15 protein-coding genes are annotated in these 15,484 nt (G+C 61.2%); 11 read left to right on the top strand and 4 right to left on the bottom strand.

Annotated elements, in window-relative coordinates; genetic code table 11:
- Positions 1-19: 19 nt before the first annotated feature.
- Entirely contained in the window at positions 20-664 is a 645-nt protein-coding gene (locus tag HWX91_RS13445) for a hypothetical protein (protein ID WP_244144065.1), read from the top strand.
- Between the two features lie 25 nt (positions 665-689).
- On the opposite strand, the gene HWX91_RS13440 is transcribed toward HWX91_RS13445, so the two are convergent.
- Positions 690-1,082, bottom strand: a complete 393-nt coding sequence (locus tag HWX91_RS13440) for a hypothetical protein (protein ID WP_030099202.1) — start codon at positions 1,080-1,082, stop codon at positions 690-692.
- A 481-nt stretch (positions 1,083-1,563) separates the two neighbouring features.
- On the opposite strand from HWX91_RS13440, the gene HWX91_RS13435 reads away from it, so the two are divergent.
- From HWX91_RS13435 to HWX91_RS13425, 3 genes are all read left to right on the top strand, one after another.
- On the top strand, positions 1,564-3,063 hold the full coding sequence (locus tag HWX91_RS13435; RefSeq protein WP_052660603.1) for an ATP-binding protein: 1,500 nt from the start codon (positions 1,564-1,566) through the stop codon (positions 3,061-3,063).
- Positions 3,064-3,156: 93 nt separating this feature from the next.
- The gene (locus HWX91_RS13430) at positions 3,157-3,783 is read left to right on the top strand and encodes a response regulator transcription factor (protein WP_028194214.1); all 627 of its coding nucleotides are present in this window, start codon (positions 3,157-3,159) and stop codon (positions 3,781-3,783) included.
- A 76-nt stretch (positions 3,784-3,859) separates the two neighbouring features.
- A complete protein-coding gene (locus tag HWX91_RS13425; protein WP_028194213.1) occupies positions 3,860-4,234 on the top strand; it encodes a response regulator transcription factor in 375 nt (124 codons plus the stop codon).
- 117 nt (positions 4,235-4,351) lie between these two features.
- On the opposite strand, the gene HWX91_RS13420 is transcribed toward HWX91_RS13425, so the two are convergent.
- From HWX91_RS13420 to HWX91_RS13410, 3 genes are all read right to left on the bottom strand, one after another.
- Complete coding sequence (locus HWX91_RS13420) at positions 4,352-5,698, bottom strand: sensor histidine kinase (RefSeq protein ID WP_028194212.1); 1,347 nt, start codon at positions 5,696-5,698, stop codon at positions 4,352-4,354.
- A 13-nt stretch (positions 5,699-5,711) separates the two neighbouring features.
- Complete coding sequence (locus HWX91_RS13415; protein ID WP_042273690.1) at positions 5,712-6,434, bottom strand: response regulator transcription factor; 723 nt, start codon at positions 6,432-6,434, stop codon at positions 5,712-5,714.
- A gap of 168 nt (positions 6,435-6,602) precedes the next feature.
- Entirely contained in the window at positions 6,603-7,148 is a 546-nt protein-coding gene (locus HWX91_RS13410; protein ID WP_208459035.1) for an acid phosphatase, read from the bottom strand.
- Between the two features lie 505 nt (positions 7,149-7,653).
- On the opposite strand from HWX91_RS13410, the gene HWX91_RS13405 reads away from it, so the two are divergent.
- The 7 genes from HWX91_RS13405 (at position 7,654) to HWX91_RS13375 (ending at position 15,441) form a co-directional block, all read left to right on the top strand.
- Complete coding sequence (locus HWX91_RS13405) at positions 7,654-9,840, top strand: TonB-dependent receptor (protein WP_052660601.1); 2,187 nt, start codon at positions 7,654-7,656, stop codon at positions 9,838-9,840.
- Positions 9,841-9,863: 23 nt separating this feature from the next.
- Positions 9,864-10,553 (top strand): MotA/TolQ/ExbB proton channel family protein, encoded by a 690-nt coding sequence (locus HWX91_RS13400; protein WP_028194209.1) that lies wholly within the window; start codon positions 9,864-9,866, stop codon positions 10,551-10,553.
- A gap of 2 nt (positions 10,554-10,555) precedes the next feature.
- A complete protein-coding gene (locus HWX91_RS13395) occupies positions 10,556-10,954 on the top strand; it encodes an ExbD/TolR family protein (protein ID WP_028194208.1) in 399 nt (132 codons plus the stop codon).
- A gap of 1 nt (position 10,955) precedes the next feature.
- The gene (locus HWX91_RS13390) at positions 10,956-11,672 is read left to right on the top strand and encodes a TonB family protein (protein ID WP_042273688.1); all 717 of its coding nucleotides are present in this window, start codon (positions 10,956-10,958) and stop codon (positions 11,670-11,672) included.
- Between the two features lie 57 nt (positions 11,673-11,729).
- Positions 11,730-12,788 (top strand): YncE family protein, encoded by a 1,059-nt coding sequence (locus HWX91_RS13385; protein ID WP_127837972.1) that lies wholly within the window; start codon positions 11,730-11,732, stop codon positions 12,786-12,788.
- A gap of 412 nt (positions 12,789-13,200) precedes the next feature.
- Positions 13,201-14,184 carry a LysR family transcriptional regulator gene (locus HWX91_RS13380; RefSeq protein ID WP_028194207.1) on the top strand — a complete coding sequence of 328 codons (984 nt, stop codon included), beginning with the start codon at positions 13,201-13,203 and terminating at the stop codon, positions 14,182-14,184.
- A 102-nt stretch (positions 14,185-14,286) separates the two neighbouring features.
- Positions 14,287-15,441 (top strand): porin, encoded by a 1,155-nt coding sequence (locus HWX91_RS13375; protein ID WP_028194206.1) that lies wholly within the window; start codon positions 14,287-14,289, stop codon positions 15,439-15,441.
- The last annotated feature ends 43 nt before the right edge of the window (positions 15,442-15,484 follow it).

Below are 15,484 nucleotides of genomic sequence, written 5' to 3'. Positions count from 1 at the left end.
CCGTGCGTCCGATGGCGCCATGGACGCGCCGTGCATTTTCGAAAGCTCGCAGTCGATCTGGAAAGATTGGCCGATCGCCTCGACACACAATGGGTTCAACCGGCGGGGCCGCGAGAAGTCGACGCGGGGGAGGGGCGCCGCGTTCCTCGCGGTCTGTTCCGCGCCGATGCCTGAATTCACCGGAGCAACCACTATGCGATATCTGGACAATTCGACCCATGACATCAGCGGCAGCAATGCAAGACTTCAGCGGGACGCCGACGGGCTCGACCTGCCGGACTGGCGCACGACCGCTCTGGCGCCCGCCGAACCCGCCGTCCTTGGAGGATGGACGCGCTGGGTGGTCATTGCGACCGCCGTCTGGTCGGTCATCGAGTCGCCGTTTGAAATCTGGGTCAGCACCTCCGCCCGCAACGCACTGGCCTGCGTCACGGCAAAGCTGCTGTGGGTCGCGCTGGTGGCCTTCGTTCTGGCCGGCAACCGGGTGGCGCGCATCGCCTTCGCGGTTCTTTGCACGGTCGGTCTGATGGCGGTGGCGTTCGGGTTGCCTGCCGAATATCGGATGTTCCCGGTGGGGTTCGTGCTGTCTTCGGTGGAGTGTGTCTTGAAGGCGACGGCCTTTGTTTGCCTCGTTTCCGCCGGCATCTATCCCGACGAAGCGTGATCCGTCAGGTGCCGCCGAGGCCGCGTCACGTCCAGTTCTTCCAGTCTTTGATTTTCATGTAATAGCCGTGCACGCGAGGTTCCGAACGTAGCGTGGGTAGCTTTGCCATGCCGATATGAGGCTGTTTCGGCCCGTTGCACTCCGTGGCATGCACGCATTGCTCCGGCTGGCGCCGTGACGACTGCGCTGCCGGTTGCAGCGGCGACTGCGATTGCGACGGCACGGCGGGCGGATTGCGTGCTTCGACCGCAAGCCGTTCGAGCGGCAGTTGCGCATCCCACCCCGCCTGGTCGACCGCCTGCCTGAAGCTAACCGCCCGAGGCGGGCTCGACGCGCCGCAGACGGCGAGCGCCACACAGACGACGGCGGCCGCATAGCCGTAAGCGGGTCGATACCAGACTGCTTTTTGAGCTTGCATGATGGGTTCTCCGGGCGCCGACGGCGAAGGGCTGCGTCGCTGAATCGATGAAGGCTGGGTTGTCGAGAACCAGTATCCCGGGCCGACCCGGCTCGATCTTTCGCCTCAGCACGGTGACTTGTCGATTCGCACTCAAGTGGTGGCGTCGCCGCGCAAGGGCGGTGGCCGCGGGTGTGCCCCCCTGAGCGGCATCCAGCCGGACGTATGCCGGAGTCATACCAAAGTATGGCGCCCGGCATGTGGCCTGCAGGATGACCCTGCCGGAGACTGGCGCCGGCGTTTGCCGGTCGCGCGGAAGCAGGTGGGACAAGGCAACCGCAGGGGCACCCACCGTATCCCTATGGATAATAGGCTCGGATGATATTCCCGACTAGTATGGGTCTAACGACGCAAGTCTGCGCACCGGCCGCGTTGGTGCAATGGGTGAAGTATTCAAACGTGCCCGTCCCGCTAATCAACCAGGCGTGAGAGCAGCATGATAATGATCGGTCGACTGACAGTGTCGCTGGAAACGCGCGAAGTGTACCTGGAGGACCGTGTGCTCCAACTCGGCTCGCGTGCATTCGATATCCTCGAACTGCTGATCCGTGCAGAGGGGAAAACGGTCACAAAAGACGAGATTTTTCGGCATGTGTGGCCGAACTCGGTCGTAGAGGAAAACAATATTCACGTCCAGCTGTCGGCGCTCAGGAAGATTTTCGGGGGCGACAGTCAGGTGATTCGAACGATCTCAGGTCGCGGCTACCGGCTGACCATGCCAACCGAGACGCCTGATCCGGTCAGCGCGCCCACTAGCGCTGCTGCCATGCAAACCGGCACGCCGCGCCTCGCGCGCTTGCCGGTTTGCCATACGCCGTTGATCGGACGCGATGAGGCGATCGCTGAAATCACCCGCGCGCTGAAGGGAACGCCGATCGTCACCTTGCTCGGCCCGGGCGGCATCGGCAAGACGCAGCTCGGCATTGCGGTCGCGAGGGCAATTGCGGCCGTGTCGGACATGGAAGTCTGCTTTATCACGCTGGCCTCGGTGGACAACGCCGAGGGCGTCGCCAGCACGGTGGCCAAAGCACTGGGCATGGCGTGCCCGGAGGGCGAGATCCCGCTGCAATCGATAGTCGCCGCGATTCGCGGCCGCAAGCTATTGGTCCTTTTGGACAACTGCGAGCATGTGATCGAGGCCGCGGCAACTATTTGCGAGCCGCTCGTTCAGGCCTGCGCGGACCTGCGCATTCTGGCGACGAGCCGCGAGCCGCTACGGACCCGGGATGAAAAGTTCTATTGGCTTGCGCCGCTCGATACGCCTGACGCAGACGCCAACTCGCAGGCCATTCTCGCCTGTAGTTCGGTCCGTGTGTTCCTGGCGCAGATGAGCGGGCTCAATTCGCCGGTCGAAATCGACAGGAGCGGTCTCGAGATGGTCGCGACGATCTGCCGCCGGCTCGACGGCGTGCCGCTCGCGCTTGAGCTGGCTGCGGCCCGGGCCGCGGTCTTCGGCATTCGCAAGCTGGTGTCCGAGCTGGACGACCGCTTCCGGGCGCTGACAGGCGGCCGCCGGACTGCGCCGGCGAGGCAACAGACGCTGGAGGCTGCGCTCGACTGGAGCTACCAGCTTCTCAACATGACGGAGCGCGTGGTGCTGCAGAGGCTAGGCGTTTTCTCCGAGCGATTTACGCTGGAGGCGGCCTGCGCGGTGGCGGCGTGCGGGCGGCTGTCGCGCAACGACGTGACGGAAGCAATCGTAGGCCTTGCCTCAAAGTGTTTTCTCATGACGACCTTCGACAGCAAGATCAAGGAATACTTCCTGCTGGAAACGACGCGTGAATATGCGCTGCTCAAGCTGTACGAATCGGACGAGATGGACGAAATCCTCGCAAGAAAAGCGACCTGCCTGGCGTCGGCTGAAGAGCAGCTGTATGGGCCGGTTTTCAGCGCAGCGTCGCTCGGCGGCTCGCCTGCAATGGATGCCGTCGCGGCGCGTTGAGAGCGGTATGAGCCGCGGTCTGGAAAGGAGCGTTAGATGCTGAGTCTCATGTACCATGACGGCACTCAAATCCCCATTTTTCTGGAATCTGGAATGCCCGTTCCTTCGGAACTCGAACCGATGGTGTATGTGATTGACGACGAAGAAATGGTGCGGGAAGCGCTGGCGCGCTTATTGCGTTCGGCGGGTTTCAAAGCGCAGGGTTTCGCGTCGGCCACGGAAGTGCTTTCACAAGAAATACCGGCCGTGCCGATGTGCATCCTGCTGGATATGAACCTGAAGACCACGAATGGCTTCGACGTGCAAAACCAGCTCGCGCAGAAGGGTATTCAGGTGCCCGTGATTTTCCTGACCGGCTACGGATCGATCCCGATGTCCGTGAGAGCAATCAAGGCGGGTGCGCATGAGTTTCTCACCAAACCGGTCGACGACGACGAACTGCTCGAGGCCGTCAGGCGAGCGCTCGCTCAGGACGAGGCGAACCTCGCCGAGCGTGCGTTCAACGCCGATGTACTGCGACGTGCCGCGTTGCTCACGCCGCGCGAAATGGATGTGTTCGAACTTGCAGTGGAAGGCAGGATGATCAAACAGATGGCGCACGAGTTAGGCACGCAGGAGGTAACGGTGAAGGTTCACAAACGGCGCGTAATGAGCAAGATGCAGGCGAAGACGCTCATCGAGCTGGCCAGAATGTGGGAAGTGATTCGCCGGGCACGATGAGCATCACGAGGCAATAAATATCGCGCCGGATATTTTTCTCTGTAACCAGGTCGGCGCAATTGGAGTATTGGCAGCTATGAGCTTTGTTTGCATCGTCGACGATGACGCCTCGGTAAGAAGTGGTGTCGGAAACCTGCTTAAGTCAGCGGGATATACGACTGTGACGTTTTCATCGGGAGAGGAATTCCTTGCTTCTCCGTTGATTGACGATGCGTTATGTGTTTTGCTGGACGTGAGAATGCAGGGCATGCAGGGCCTCGAAGTGCAGCGTCAATTGAAAGCGGAACACAGGCGCATTCCGGTAGTATTCATGTCCGCGCATGGCGACGACGACATCGTTCAACGCGCCATGCAACATGGGGCGGTCAGTTTCCTGCGCAAACCGTTTGAGGAAGAAGTGCTGCTCGACTCGCTCGAACTCGCCACTGGACGTAGGAACTGGACGGACTAAGCACAAAGGCATATCCGTTAAATCAACGATCTGGTATTGCGCAACCGCCTCATGCCTCATTCTTGTGAGGCCGCTTGCGACTGGCGCACTGGGCCAGACCAGGCAAGCGAACGAATATCACCGCGCCAGCAAGCATCCTCTGAAACGCAGCACCACTTTGCATCCCGGCTGGTTGTCGTGGATTTCAAGGTCTGCGTCGTGGACGCGCGCAATCGCCGCGACGAGACTGAGACCAAGGCCATGCCCGGTGGTTGCACGCGCTTGCTGACTTGGGCCGCGGTAGAACGGACGTAGTACGGCTTCGCGTTCCCCGACTTCGATGCCTGGGCCCGAGTCTGCAACGTGCAAGACCGGTTTCCCCGCATCCGTGCCCGCTCCGAGCGTAATCGTGCCTCCGCCAGGCGTGAATTTGAGCGCGTTGTCGAGCAGATTTTCTATCGCACCGAACAACAGGTCGACGTCGCCACGCACTTTCACCGTTTCCGGAGCCTGCACCGAGACCGATAAGCCGCGCTGGTCCGCTGCCGGCTCGTACAGTTCGACGACATCGCGCAACACCGTGTCCAGCGACACATCGCCAAAGCTCGCACGCCTGCCGTCGGCTTCGATTTCCGCAATTCGAAGTAGCGCCGTAAAGCGGTTCAGCACGACGTCGGATTGCAGAATGGCGGCATCGACAGCGTTTTCATAGCCGGCCACGGTATCGGCGCGCCGCCGCGCTCGTTCGAGGCCCGCGCGCAGGTGCGTCATCGGCGTGCGCAAGTCGTGTGCGATGCCCGCGCATACTCCGCGTACCTCGGCGACGAGCCGTTCGATTTCGTCGAGCATCAAATTGACGATCCCGGCAAGGCGATCCAGGTCGTGATGCGTGCCGCGCGTCGGCAAGCGGCGGCTCAGTTGCCCCGCCATGATTTCGCCTGCGGTAAGGCTAATCGCTCGGATACGCCGATTCGACATCGCGTTGAGCGCCGCGCCGCAACCCACAGCGAGAATGATAGTCAGTGTCAGGCCCACGCAGAGCACATTCACGAGCATACGATCGAAGTTGCGAATTTCGTCGATCGAGTGACCGACGACAATGCGCAGGCCGCTAGCCGTCGGCACGATGATGCCGCGAAAGTGGGCGTCTCTCACGCGGTTGCCGTCGGCCACGGCTTGATCGTAATAGAACGGCTTGCCTTCGCGCGCGTCCGGCAGCATGGGGATATTGCCCGCGAGCCATCGGCCATTGGCATCGAACGCACCGTAGGGTCTGCTGCTCGCCACGTCGCGCCGGCTCAACGCCGCCACGTCCGAGATTGCCTCGTCACGTCCAATCGAGCGAAATTCCGCGACCTCGCCGAGCAAACGCTCGTCGACCTCGTGCAGTAAATAACCGTGCGTCACCCAGTACAGCGTCCCGAACAACGCGATCGCCGAACTGATGAACACTGCCAGCAGCCACGTAATGCTGCTGATGTGCATGCGCGGGCGGCGTCTACTCGCCGGCATGGAGGATGTAGCCGACATTGCGCACCGTGTGGATCATCGCTGAGAGGCGGCCATCCAGGCTGATCTTGCGGCGTAGCTGGCCTATGTGCATATCGATTACGTTGGTTTGAGCGTTGAAACGGTAATTCCACACGGACTCGAAGAGCATTGCGCGCGTGACCGGTTGTCCCGCGTGACGCATCATATATTCGAGCAACTGATACTCGCGTGGTTTCAGATCGATCACGTCTCCGGCGCGCGCCACAACATGCGTGCTCATATCGAGGACGAGATCGCCGACGCTCATCGCCGACGGCTCCGTCAGCGACGAACGGCGCCGCAGCAACGCACTCAGACGGGCGGTCAGCTCGAGACTGTCGAACGGCTTGGTCAGATAATCGTCACCGCCCGCGCGCAGACCTCGCACGCGCTCGTCGACCGCGGACAACGCGCTCAGGATCAGTACCGGCGTTTGCTTGCCGACATTGCGCAAGGTGGACAAAATCGACAGGCCATCGACATCGGGCAACATGCGATCCATGACGACCGCATCGAAATCGCCTTCCAGCATGCGCAGCAGGCCAAGGTGTCCGCTTGCGACACCATCCACCGCGAACCCGTAGTCTTCGAGCGCAGCGACGACTTCAAGACGCACGGGATCGTCGTCTTCAACAACCAGCACGCGCGGTTTGCGCGCCTTCGGCCAGGCGAGCAGCGATTCACTTTCCAAACGAACGTTTTCCCATTTGATTCATGCGTCACAGGGGCCAGCAGGGATCCTTCAGCCGATTGGCGACAGGATGAGCCGGCCGCTCGGACTTAACACGCGCGGCCGCACAGCGTGACATGAAAATATTTCCGTCTCGTGACATGCGGGCAGCCACTCGCCAACGTCGAATCAATTGAGCTTCAAGGCTGCGCGGACTTCGGCTCGCGCTTCAGCAAACGCCTTCTGAAACGCGGGGTTCGCCATTAGCGCCTCGGCGACGAGCGTGCCGTCAATCCGGCCGGCTTCCACATCGCTCGGATAGTGAACGCCATCCACCACGCGGTTTTCGCCGTATTCGCGGCCGCGTGCAAAAAGCGTATCGCGCTTTTCAGGGACCATCTGCGCGAGCAGGATCGCGGTCATATAGCCAAAGGTGGAGTGACCGCTGGGATAAGAATCGTAGCCATCCTTAGGATTGAGCGGAACCGACGGATGCACGCCCGGGTTCGCAATATAAGGGCGTGCTCGCGAGAAAAAGTCCTTGCCGGTTTTCGCGATCGTCGACGCGTCATGGTTCGCGGCATCGAAGAGCGCCGCGGTCTTGGGAAGATTGACTTCGTTGAACTCCGGGCCGAGCACATCTGCAAACCGGAATACCGTCTTTTTGACGTCGGCCCTCGCGCGCTCCACCTGTTCAGGCGTGCGGGTGCGCTGCACCTCCAGAACAGTTGCCATATCCGCCTGTCCACGGGCGGAGTCAGCCGCGGGAGGCGGCGCGAGAAGCTTGCTTAGGTCAACCTGGTGTGCGTCGAGATACGTGGCGGTTTGCGCGAGCACAGGCTGGCTTAACGCACCTGTTGTGCCCGCTGCAATCATTAGACAGATAACCAGCGGCAAAGAATGAAGACGTTTCATGGTGCCCGTGAAGAGAAGATGGCTTGCAGCGAAGCCTAGACGTAGCGCACGCAACGTGCGCCAGGCTAACTGATTTCAACCACACGTCGAGCGTGGCTGAGGGCTGATCCTAGTGTGAGCAGATGAATGAGCGGTGTCCGAAAACTTACAAATCTAAGCTCGCGCGGGGCCGTCCTTGCGATTCACGCAGCTCGTTGTCGATCCGTAACGAGAACTTTAATTTCGTAAGTTAACCATCACTGGGCATTAATGGACCGCCCTTAACATCGCGGCTTGTTTGATTCAACGCCCCACGGCCACATTCAAAAACAAGGATCCATGCACCATGCAACGGGTACGTTCAACGCTGTGTAAGACGCCGCTGACGCAGTTCGTTATCGCCACACTCTGCGCCGCCGGAACGCAGGTCTCTTACGCTCAGGCCGCCGGCGCACAGACCTCGGGCGACCTGGGCTCCGTGCAAAGCACGGCCGTTTCGTCGTCGGGTAACAGCGTGGCTGCAAGCAGGAAAGTCGAATCCGCACCGGCTCAAGCACCTTCGCAAGGCTCACTCACGGCAACCGAACCGCAGTCGACGATCAGCCGCCGCTACATTGAAAACAGCACCGCGCCGACTGCAACCTATAGCGACATCGCCAATATCGCGCCGAGTGTTCAGAGCGTCAATCCGAACGGCCCCGGTCTGATGGAGTCGGCGGGTGTCACCATCCGTGGCTTTCAGGACGGTCAGTACAACGTGACATTCGACGGCATTCCGTTCGGCGACACGAACGACTTCACTCATCACTCGACATCGTTCTTCACATCGCAATTCCTCAACGGCATCACCGTCGATCGCGGGCCCGGCGACGCGTCGCAAATCGGCTTCGCCACGTTCGGCGGCCTGCTCGGCATGCAGTCGAAGGACCCAACGATGACCCCATCGGCCTCGCTGATCGGCTCGTATGGCAGCTATAACACCTGGCTCGCCGGCGCCGAGTTCAACACGGGCGACGTACAGCAGCTGGGTGACGCACGCGCAATGTTCGGCTACACGCAAAGCAGCAGCGACGGTTATCTGACCGGTGCGGCCCAGCGTCGGCAGAACGTCTACTTCAAGCTTGAGAAGCCGCTTGGCGACGATACGCTGCTCACGCTGTTTGCCACCTACAGCAAGATCCATCAGGACGTCTCGTACGGCACGACCGCGGCCCAGATCGCGCAGTTCGGCCCCAACTACGGACTGTCCAGCGATCCGACGAGCCAGGCGTTCTCGGGTTACAACTTCGACCTGATCAATACGGACTTCGAGTACATCGGCATCCAGTCTAAAGTCGCGCAGTGGGCGATCGACAACAAGCTCTACACGTACGGGTACTACCACAACGGCTTCAACGGCATGGATCCGAACGGCGAAACGCCGAACGGCACCATCTACGGCGCGAACAACGTACCAGGCCAGGAGATGAACAACAACTACCGCGCGTGGGGCGATGTGCTGCGCGCCCAAAGAGATCTCGGCCCGGGCACGCTGGAGCTCGGAACCTGGCTCGCGTACCAGACGAATTTCCGCAACAACTTCAACGTCGACGACAGCCTTAACTTCGCGTTCACGTCGCCGAACTTCGCCATGAACGACAACTTCCTCACGTGGCAGCCGTATATCCAATACGCGCTGAAGTTGCCGTACGGCCTCACGATCACGCCCGGTGTGAAATACGCGTCGTTCACGCGTCATCTGTACTCGGACATGAACCAGGGCTCGGGCACGCCGGTGGACTTCAGCCATACCTGGACCAAGGTGCTGCCGTCGCTGCAGATCCACGAGCAGATCAATCCGGTCTGGAGTGCCTACGCTCAGTATGCGCAGGGCTTTCTCGCACCCAATCTGAACGCGCTTTACGTCAACAATCCGGCTATCTCCGGCCAACCCTCGCCGGAGCAGACCGACAACTATCAGATCGGCACCACCTATAAGACCGATCGCGTCACGGCCTCCGTCGACCTGTACTACGTGAACTTCAAGAATGCGGTCACGAACCAGACGATCGGCGGCGTCACATTCTTCCAGAACGCCGGTGGGGCGATCTACAAGGGCGTCGAAACGGAAGGAACGTACTACGCGGGGCTCGGCTTCAGCCTGTACGGCAACTTCACGGTCAACTCGGCGAAGCAGAAGGGCACTAACGACTGGATGCCCAACTCGCCGCGCGAGACGGCCGCGTTCGGCGTGATCTATGAACACGGTCCGTTGACCGGCTCGCTAATCACAAAGTTCATCGGCCGGCAGTACGGCCTCACGGGCAATCAGATCCCGATCGGCGGTTATGCCGTGACGAACCTCGCCACCGGTTACACGTTCAAGAGCCCCTCGCCGTGGTTCCGCGACGTACGCCTCGGTTTCCAGATCGACAACCTCTTCAACCGGACCAGCATCGACTGGCTCGCCGGCCAGACTGTTGCTGACGGTACGCCGCTCTACTACACGGTCCCGGGCCGCGCGTTCATCGGAACGATGCAGATGGACTTCTGATCTTCACCAGGAAACTTTTATCCATGAACCTTGCTCACCTCACCGACCTTGCGAACGATTCAGGCGGCGTACTCTACGTCATCGCTACGATGCTGTTCATCGCCATGACGATTATCATCGAGCGCCTCTGGTATCTGCACCGTGTAGCGGGTAGTGGCCGCGATGCGCTCGAGCAACTCGACCACCTCAATCCGTTGAATGTGGCCGCGCTCGTATCCTGCGCCGAGCAATTCGACGACTTGCCCACCGGCAGACTGATAAAGACGGCGGCGAGCGTTCCAGGGCAGGCGTCGCGCGAAGAACTTGGCGCTTGCCTCGACGAAGCGATCATGCGCGAGGCGCCGCGCATCGACCGCCTGCTGTGGGTGCTCGATACGATTGTCACGCTGGCGCCGTTGCTTGGCCTCTTCGGCACGATCGTGGGCATGTTCAACGCGTTTCAGGTCCTGTCGAATCCGGGCAATGCGCCGACCCAGGTCACGGGCGGCGTCGCCGAAGCGCTGGTCGCGACGGCATCGGGCTTGTTCGTGGCGATGATCGGGCTGGTATTTTTCAACGGCCTGCACAATCGGGCACGCGCCGTATTGCACCAGCTCGAGACCTTGAAGGCCGCACTCGTCAACCGCCTCGCGGCAACCTCGCAGGAAGCCGCGAAGCCAGTGCGTGAGACGCCGCGCGCGGTAGTCGGCAAGCTCGCGTCGCAGGGAGTGTGACGATGAAGTACTTCGAAGCGCGCAAGGCTCGCATCGAGATCATTCCGATGATCGACATCATGTTCTTTCTGCTGGTGTTCTTCATCATGATCACGCTGCACATGATCCCGAATGCGGGTCTGCGCACGCAATTGCCTTCGAGTGCTACGACGCAGTCGTTGCCGCCGCCGAAAGTGACGATCACGCTTGCCGTTGACGGCAGCGTGTCCGTCGACGGTAAGACGCTCAGCACCGCGCAACTGACGGCGATGCTTGCGGCGCGCCCGGATGTCGCCCACACGGCGGTGACGATTGCCGGCTCGAAGGAAGCGCAGCTCCAGAAGCTCGTCGCCGTGATGGACGCGTGCCGGGCCGCGGGCGTCACGCAGATCGCGCTGGCCGCGCAACCTGTGGCGAACTGATATGGCGACTGTACCCGTCTCCGGCATGTCGCAAGAACGCACCCGCCTATTTCCCGCCGCGGCGCTTGCGCTGGTCGCGGAGGCGCTGTTGCTCGGCGGTGCGTTAGTGTTCCTGACGCACAAGGCGCCGGCCCCGGTCGAACTTCCGCCGACCACGCTGACCCTTGCTGCGCCACCCGCGTCGACCCCGCCGGCGCCGCCGGCGCCAAAGCCGGTTGTTCCAACACCGCCGAAGCTTCAGACGCCGCCGGTGCGGCCGGTTGTGCCGGTGCATCACCTGGTGACGCATACACCGCCGCCGAAGCCTGCGGTTGCGCCGCCGCTGCAGCCGGTTCAAGCGCCCGCCCCGGTGCTGCCTTCAGTCGCGCCGACTGAGCCGGCGCCCGCGCCGCCTCCAGCGCCTGCACCGCCTGCCGCTCCTACTACGGCATCGCCGAGTTTCGAGGGCGCATTGCGCGCGGCGATTCAGGCGGCGCTGCGTTACCCCGAGTCGGCGCGTATGGCCGGCATGTCGGGACGCACACGAGTCGCGTTTCAGTATCGCGACGGCGTGGTGTCGGATGTGCGCGTGATCGTCCCAAGCGGACTGGGCTTGCTGGACCGCGCGGCGGTCGCGGCAGTGCGCGACGCGGCTTATCCAAAGCCCGATCCGGCCTTCGTGGGTAAGACGCTTTCCGAGCAGTTGTGGGTCACGTTCGATCTCGATCGCCCCAACTGACCGAGAAGGCGCGCGCACCCCAATCAAATCAACAGAATTAACTGGAGTCATTTCGACGTGAAACGAAGCAAAACTTTGCACATGCTGATTGCCGGCGGTCTTCTTTCCGGATTGTTATGTAGCGCGGCGCACGCCGTGACCGCTAAGACCGGCGCGCAGTTCGAAGTGACCGGGCGTTATGCGCTGCAAGGCGCCGAGCGTTGGGACTACGTCGCATACGATCCGGTGCGGCATCATCTGTTCGTGAGCCGCGATGACCACGTTCAAGTGGTCGACACGCATACCGGAAAGCTGTTCGGCGAAATAAAAAACACCGACGGTGTGCACGGTTTCGCGTTCGTCCAGGATCGCAAGCTCGGTTTCGTGACCAACGGCCGTGCGAATACGATAACGGTCATCAACCTCGATACGCTGAAGGTGGTCGACACCATTAAAGCCGCGGGTCCCGATCCGGACGGCATTCTGTATGTGCCGTCCCTGCAGCGCGTCTACGTCAGCAACGGGCATGACAAAAGCGTGAGCGCAATTGACGTTGCGACGCGCAAGATTGTCGCGACCACGCAGGTCGGCGGCAAGCCGGAGGCGCTTGCCGCCGACGGTCAGGGGCACGTTTTCGTCAACGTGGAAGACAGGAGTGAGATCGTCGAGATTGATGCGAGCTCTGCTGAAGTAGTGGCGCGTTGGCCGCTAGCGCCCTGCGAGAAGCCGTCGGGACTCGCCATCGACGCTAAGAACGAGCGCCTGTTCACCGTGTGCGCGAACGAACACATGATGGTGGTGGATGCGAAGTCGGGCCATGCGGTGGCCGACTTGCCGATTGGCGGCCATCCAGATGCCGCCGCGTTCGATCCGGCGTTGAAGCTGGCGTTCAGTTCCAACGGTGCGAATGGCACGCTGACGGTGGTCCACGAAGACGACGCGGATCACTACAGGGTCATGCAGAACGTGCAGACGCAGGAAGGTGCAAAGACGATGGCCCTCGATCCGCAGACGCACCGCGTGTACCTGGTGTCTTCGAAGTTCGGTCCTGCCGAAGCGGCGACGGCGCAAGATCCTCATCCGCGTCCAACGATCATTCCTCACACGTTCGAAGTGCTCGTCGCGCAACTTAAGTAAGCGTGGTCCATTGCTGGCTTGCCGTATTACGTCTGCGGCGCATGCCGGATAGCGTCGATCCGGCGCCGCGGCGACAAGTCCGGCGGCGGAGCCGCGCAGATCGTCTGCGCTCGTCAACTTGACAGAGCCCATGCAACAGATACTAACCAGCACTGTTGCTTTGGTATTTTTAACCCGCCGTTTTAACCGGAAAAATAACGATCCTGTAATCTGCCGGACGGCCTGGGGTAACGAAGTGGTCGCTATGCTAGGAACTAACCTCTCGCGGTTAGGCGCGGGCGTAGCGACGCGACTCCATCCCCCGCGAGGAGCTCGACGTCTAACAGATGGAGTGCACACCTATGGTTTCTCGCCCCCTCACACTGCTGTATTGCGCCCGAAACTTGCCAGCCAGCATGCGCCGGGGAACACGATGAACCAGTTGGCTTCGATACGCATCTTCGCCAAGGTTGCGGAGTGCCTGAATTTCGCCGAAGCCGCCAAGCAATTGGGCATTTCCAATTCGGTTGTCACGCGCAGTGTCGCGACGCTCGAGGAACACTTAGGCGTTCGGCTGATCAATCGGACTACGCGGCGCGTATCGTTGACGGCGACAGGCCGGCTGTATTGGGAGCGCTGCACCGAGTTGCTCAGGCAGCTCGACGACATGGACGAATGTATCGCGGCCGCAGTGGGACAGCCTACCGGGTCGCTGCGGATTGCGGCGTCTTCGCTGTACGCGACTACCGATCTACCGGACATGCTGGCCGCCTACCGTGCCCACGAACCCCGCGTGAGTTTCGACCTGACCGTGTTCGACAATATGAGCGACGTCGCGGCCAGCGAGTTCGATGTGTGCTTCAGTGCGGAGCGTCGCCTGCGTGATTCGTCGCTGGTGTGCCGGCCGCTCGCGCAAACACGCGACGTGATTGTTGCAAGCCCCGACTATCTGGCGCGTCGCCCTGCGCCGTGCACGCCGGGCGAGCTGGACTCGCACGACGTGCTCGTCGCGTCGGATGCGCCGAGCCGTTACTGGGAGTTTCGCGACGCCCACGGCACACAACGCGTCGTTGTGCGGCCGATCCTGAACATACAAAGTCCTCACGTCATCAAGCGTGCGGTGCTGGCGGGACTCGGAATCGCGCGCTTATCACGTTCGTTCGTACAGCACGAACTGACCAGCGGCAGCTTGTGTGCGTTGCTGGATGACGTCGCGCTATGCGGCGACGAACGCACTGTGTGGCTGCTCTATCTCGGGCAGCCGCACATGGCGGTTGCTTTGCGCAGCTTCGTTGATTTCGTCGTGGAGCGCTATCGTCGGAAACCGTTCGAAGGCAAGGCACAAAGCGACGTGCGCGTAGGCCCCGTACAACACCAATCGAGCAATACTGAATTGCTGTGGGGCGGGATTTTGTAGGTCCTAAAGTGCGAACAACCGACGTCGGCTGCGCCCGGACTCCGCGCAAATAGCGCGGGTGGCGCAGCGGCGCGGTGTTCTTACCCACAAGGATCCGACTACATGAAAAGACTCCTGATTGCCGCGGTCGCCAATACCGCGCTCGGCTGTACATTTGCCCCTATCAGCGCGATGGCGCAAAGCAGCGTCACGCTGTACGGCCTGATCGACGAAGGCCTGAATTACACCAACAATACCGGCGGCCATTCGAACGTACAGATGGAAAGCGGTTTTGCGCAAGGCTCCCGCTGGGGTCTGAAGGGGGCGGAGGACCTGGGCGGTGGGACCAAGGCAGTCTTCCAGTTGGAAAACGGATTCGACGTCAACTCGGGCAAGCTCGGCCAGGGCGGCCGGATGTTCGGACGTCAGGCGTACGTCGGCCTGAGCTCAACGCAATTCGGCACGCTGACGATGGGCCGGCAATATGACTCCGTCGTCGACTTCCTCGCGCCGCTCACGGCAAACGGAAACTGGGCGGGCTATCTGATGTCGCATCCGTACGATAACGACAACACCGACAACTCCTTCCGTTTGAACAACAGCGTGAAGTACACGAGCAACACGTACGGCGGCGTTACGTTCGGCGGCCTGTACGGCTTCAGCAACCAGGCAGGCGGCTTCGCGAACAATCGGTCTTACAGCCTCGGCGCGCAATACGTTGGCAGCAATGTGACGGTGGCCGCGGCCTATATGCAGATCAACAATCCGGGCGGCACGACAGGCGGTTCGCTCGCTGCCGACGACACCGACTTTTTCGCCGGCCGTCAACAAGTCTGGGGCGCGGGCATCAACTACACGATCGGACCGACGTTGCTCGGCTTTGTGTATAGCCATACGAGCCTGAACGACGCGACCGGCTCGGTCTACGTCGGCAACTTCGCAAACACCGCGACCAGCCTGAAATTCGATAACTTCGAACTCAACGCCAAGTATCAATTGACGAAGGCCGCGTATGTCGGCGCGATGTACAACTACACGATTGCCCACTTCGATTCCAGTGCGGGCAATTCGAAGCCGAAATACCAGCAGGTGGGCTTGATGGCGGACTATAACCTGTCAGCGCGCACCGACGTCTACGTGCAGGGTATGTACCAGCACGCATCGGGTGGCGGCACGGTGTCGGCTCCATTGAATACCGCGTATATAACGGGCGCGGATGCACCGTCGTCGAGCGCGAATCAGGTCCTCGCGCGCGTCGGTATCCGGCACAAATTCTGATCGCTTGCGCTTTGCGGTCATCGGGCAGTGTTTGCCCGATGAC

It is taken from the genome of Paraburkholderia fungorum (assembly GCF_902833645.1).
Lineage (GTDB): Bacteria > Pseudomonadota > Gammaproteobacteria > Burkholderiales > Burkholderiaceae > Paraburkholderia > Paraburkholderia fungorum.
This window is presented reverse-complemented; position numbering and strand designations above follow the sequence as displayed.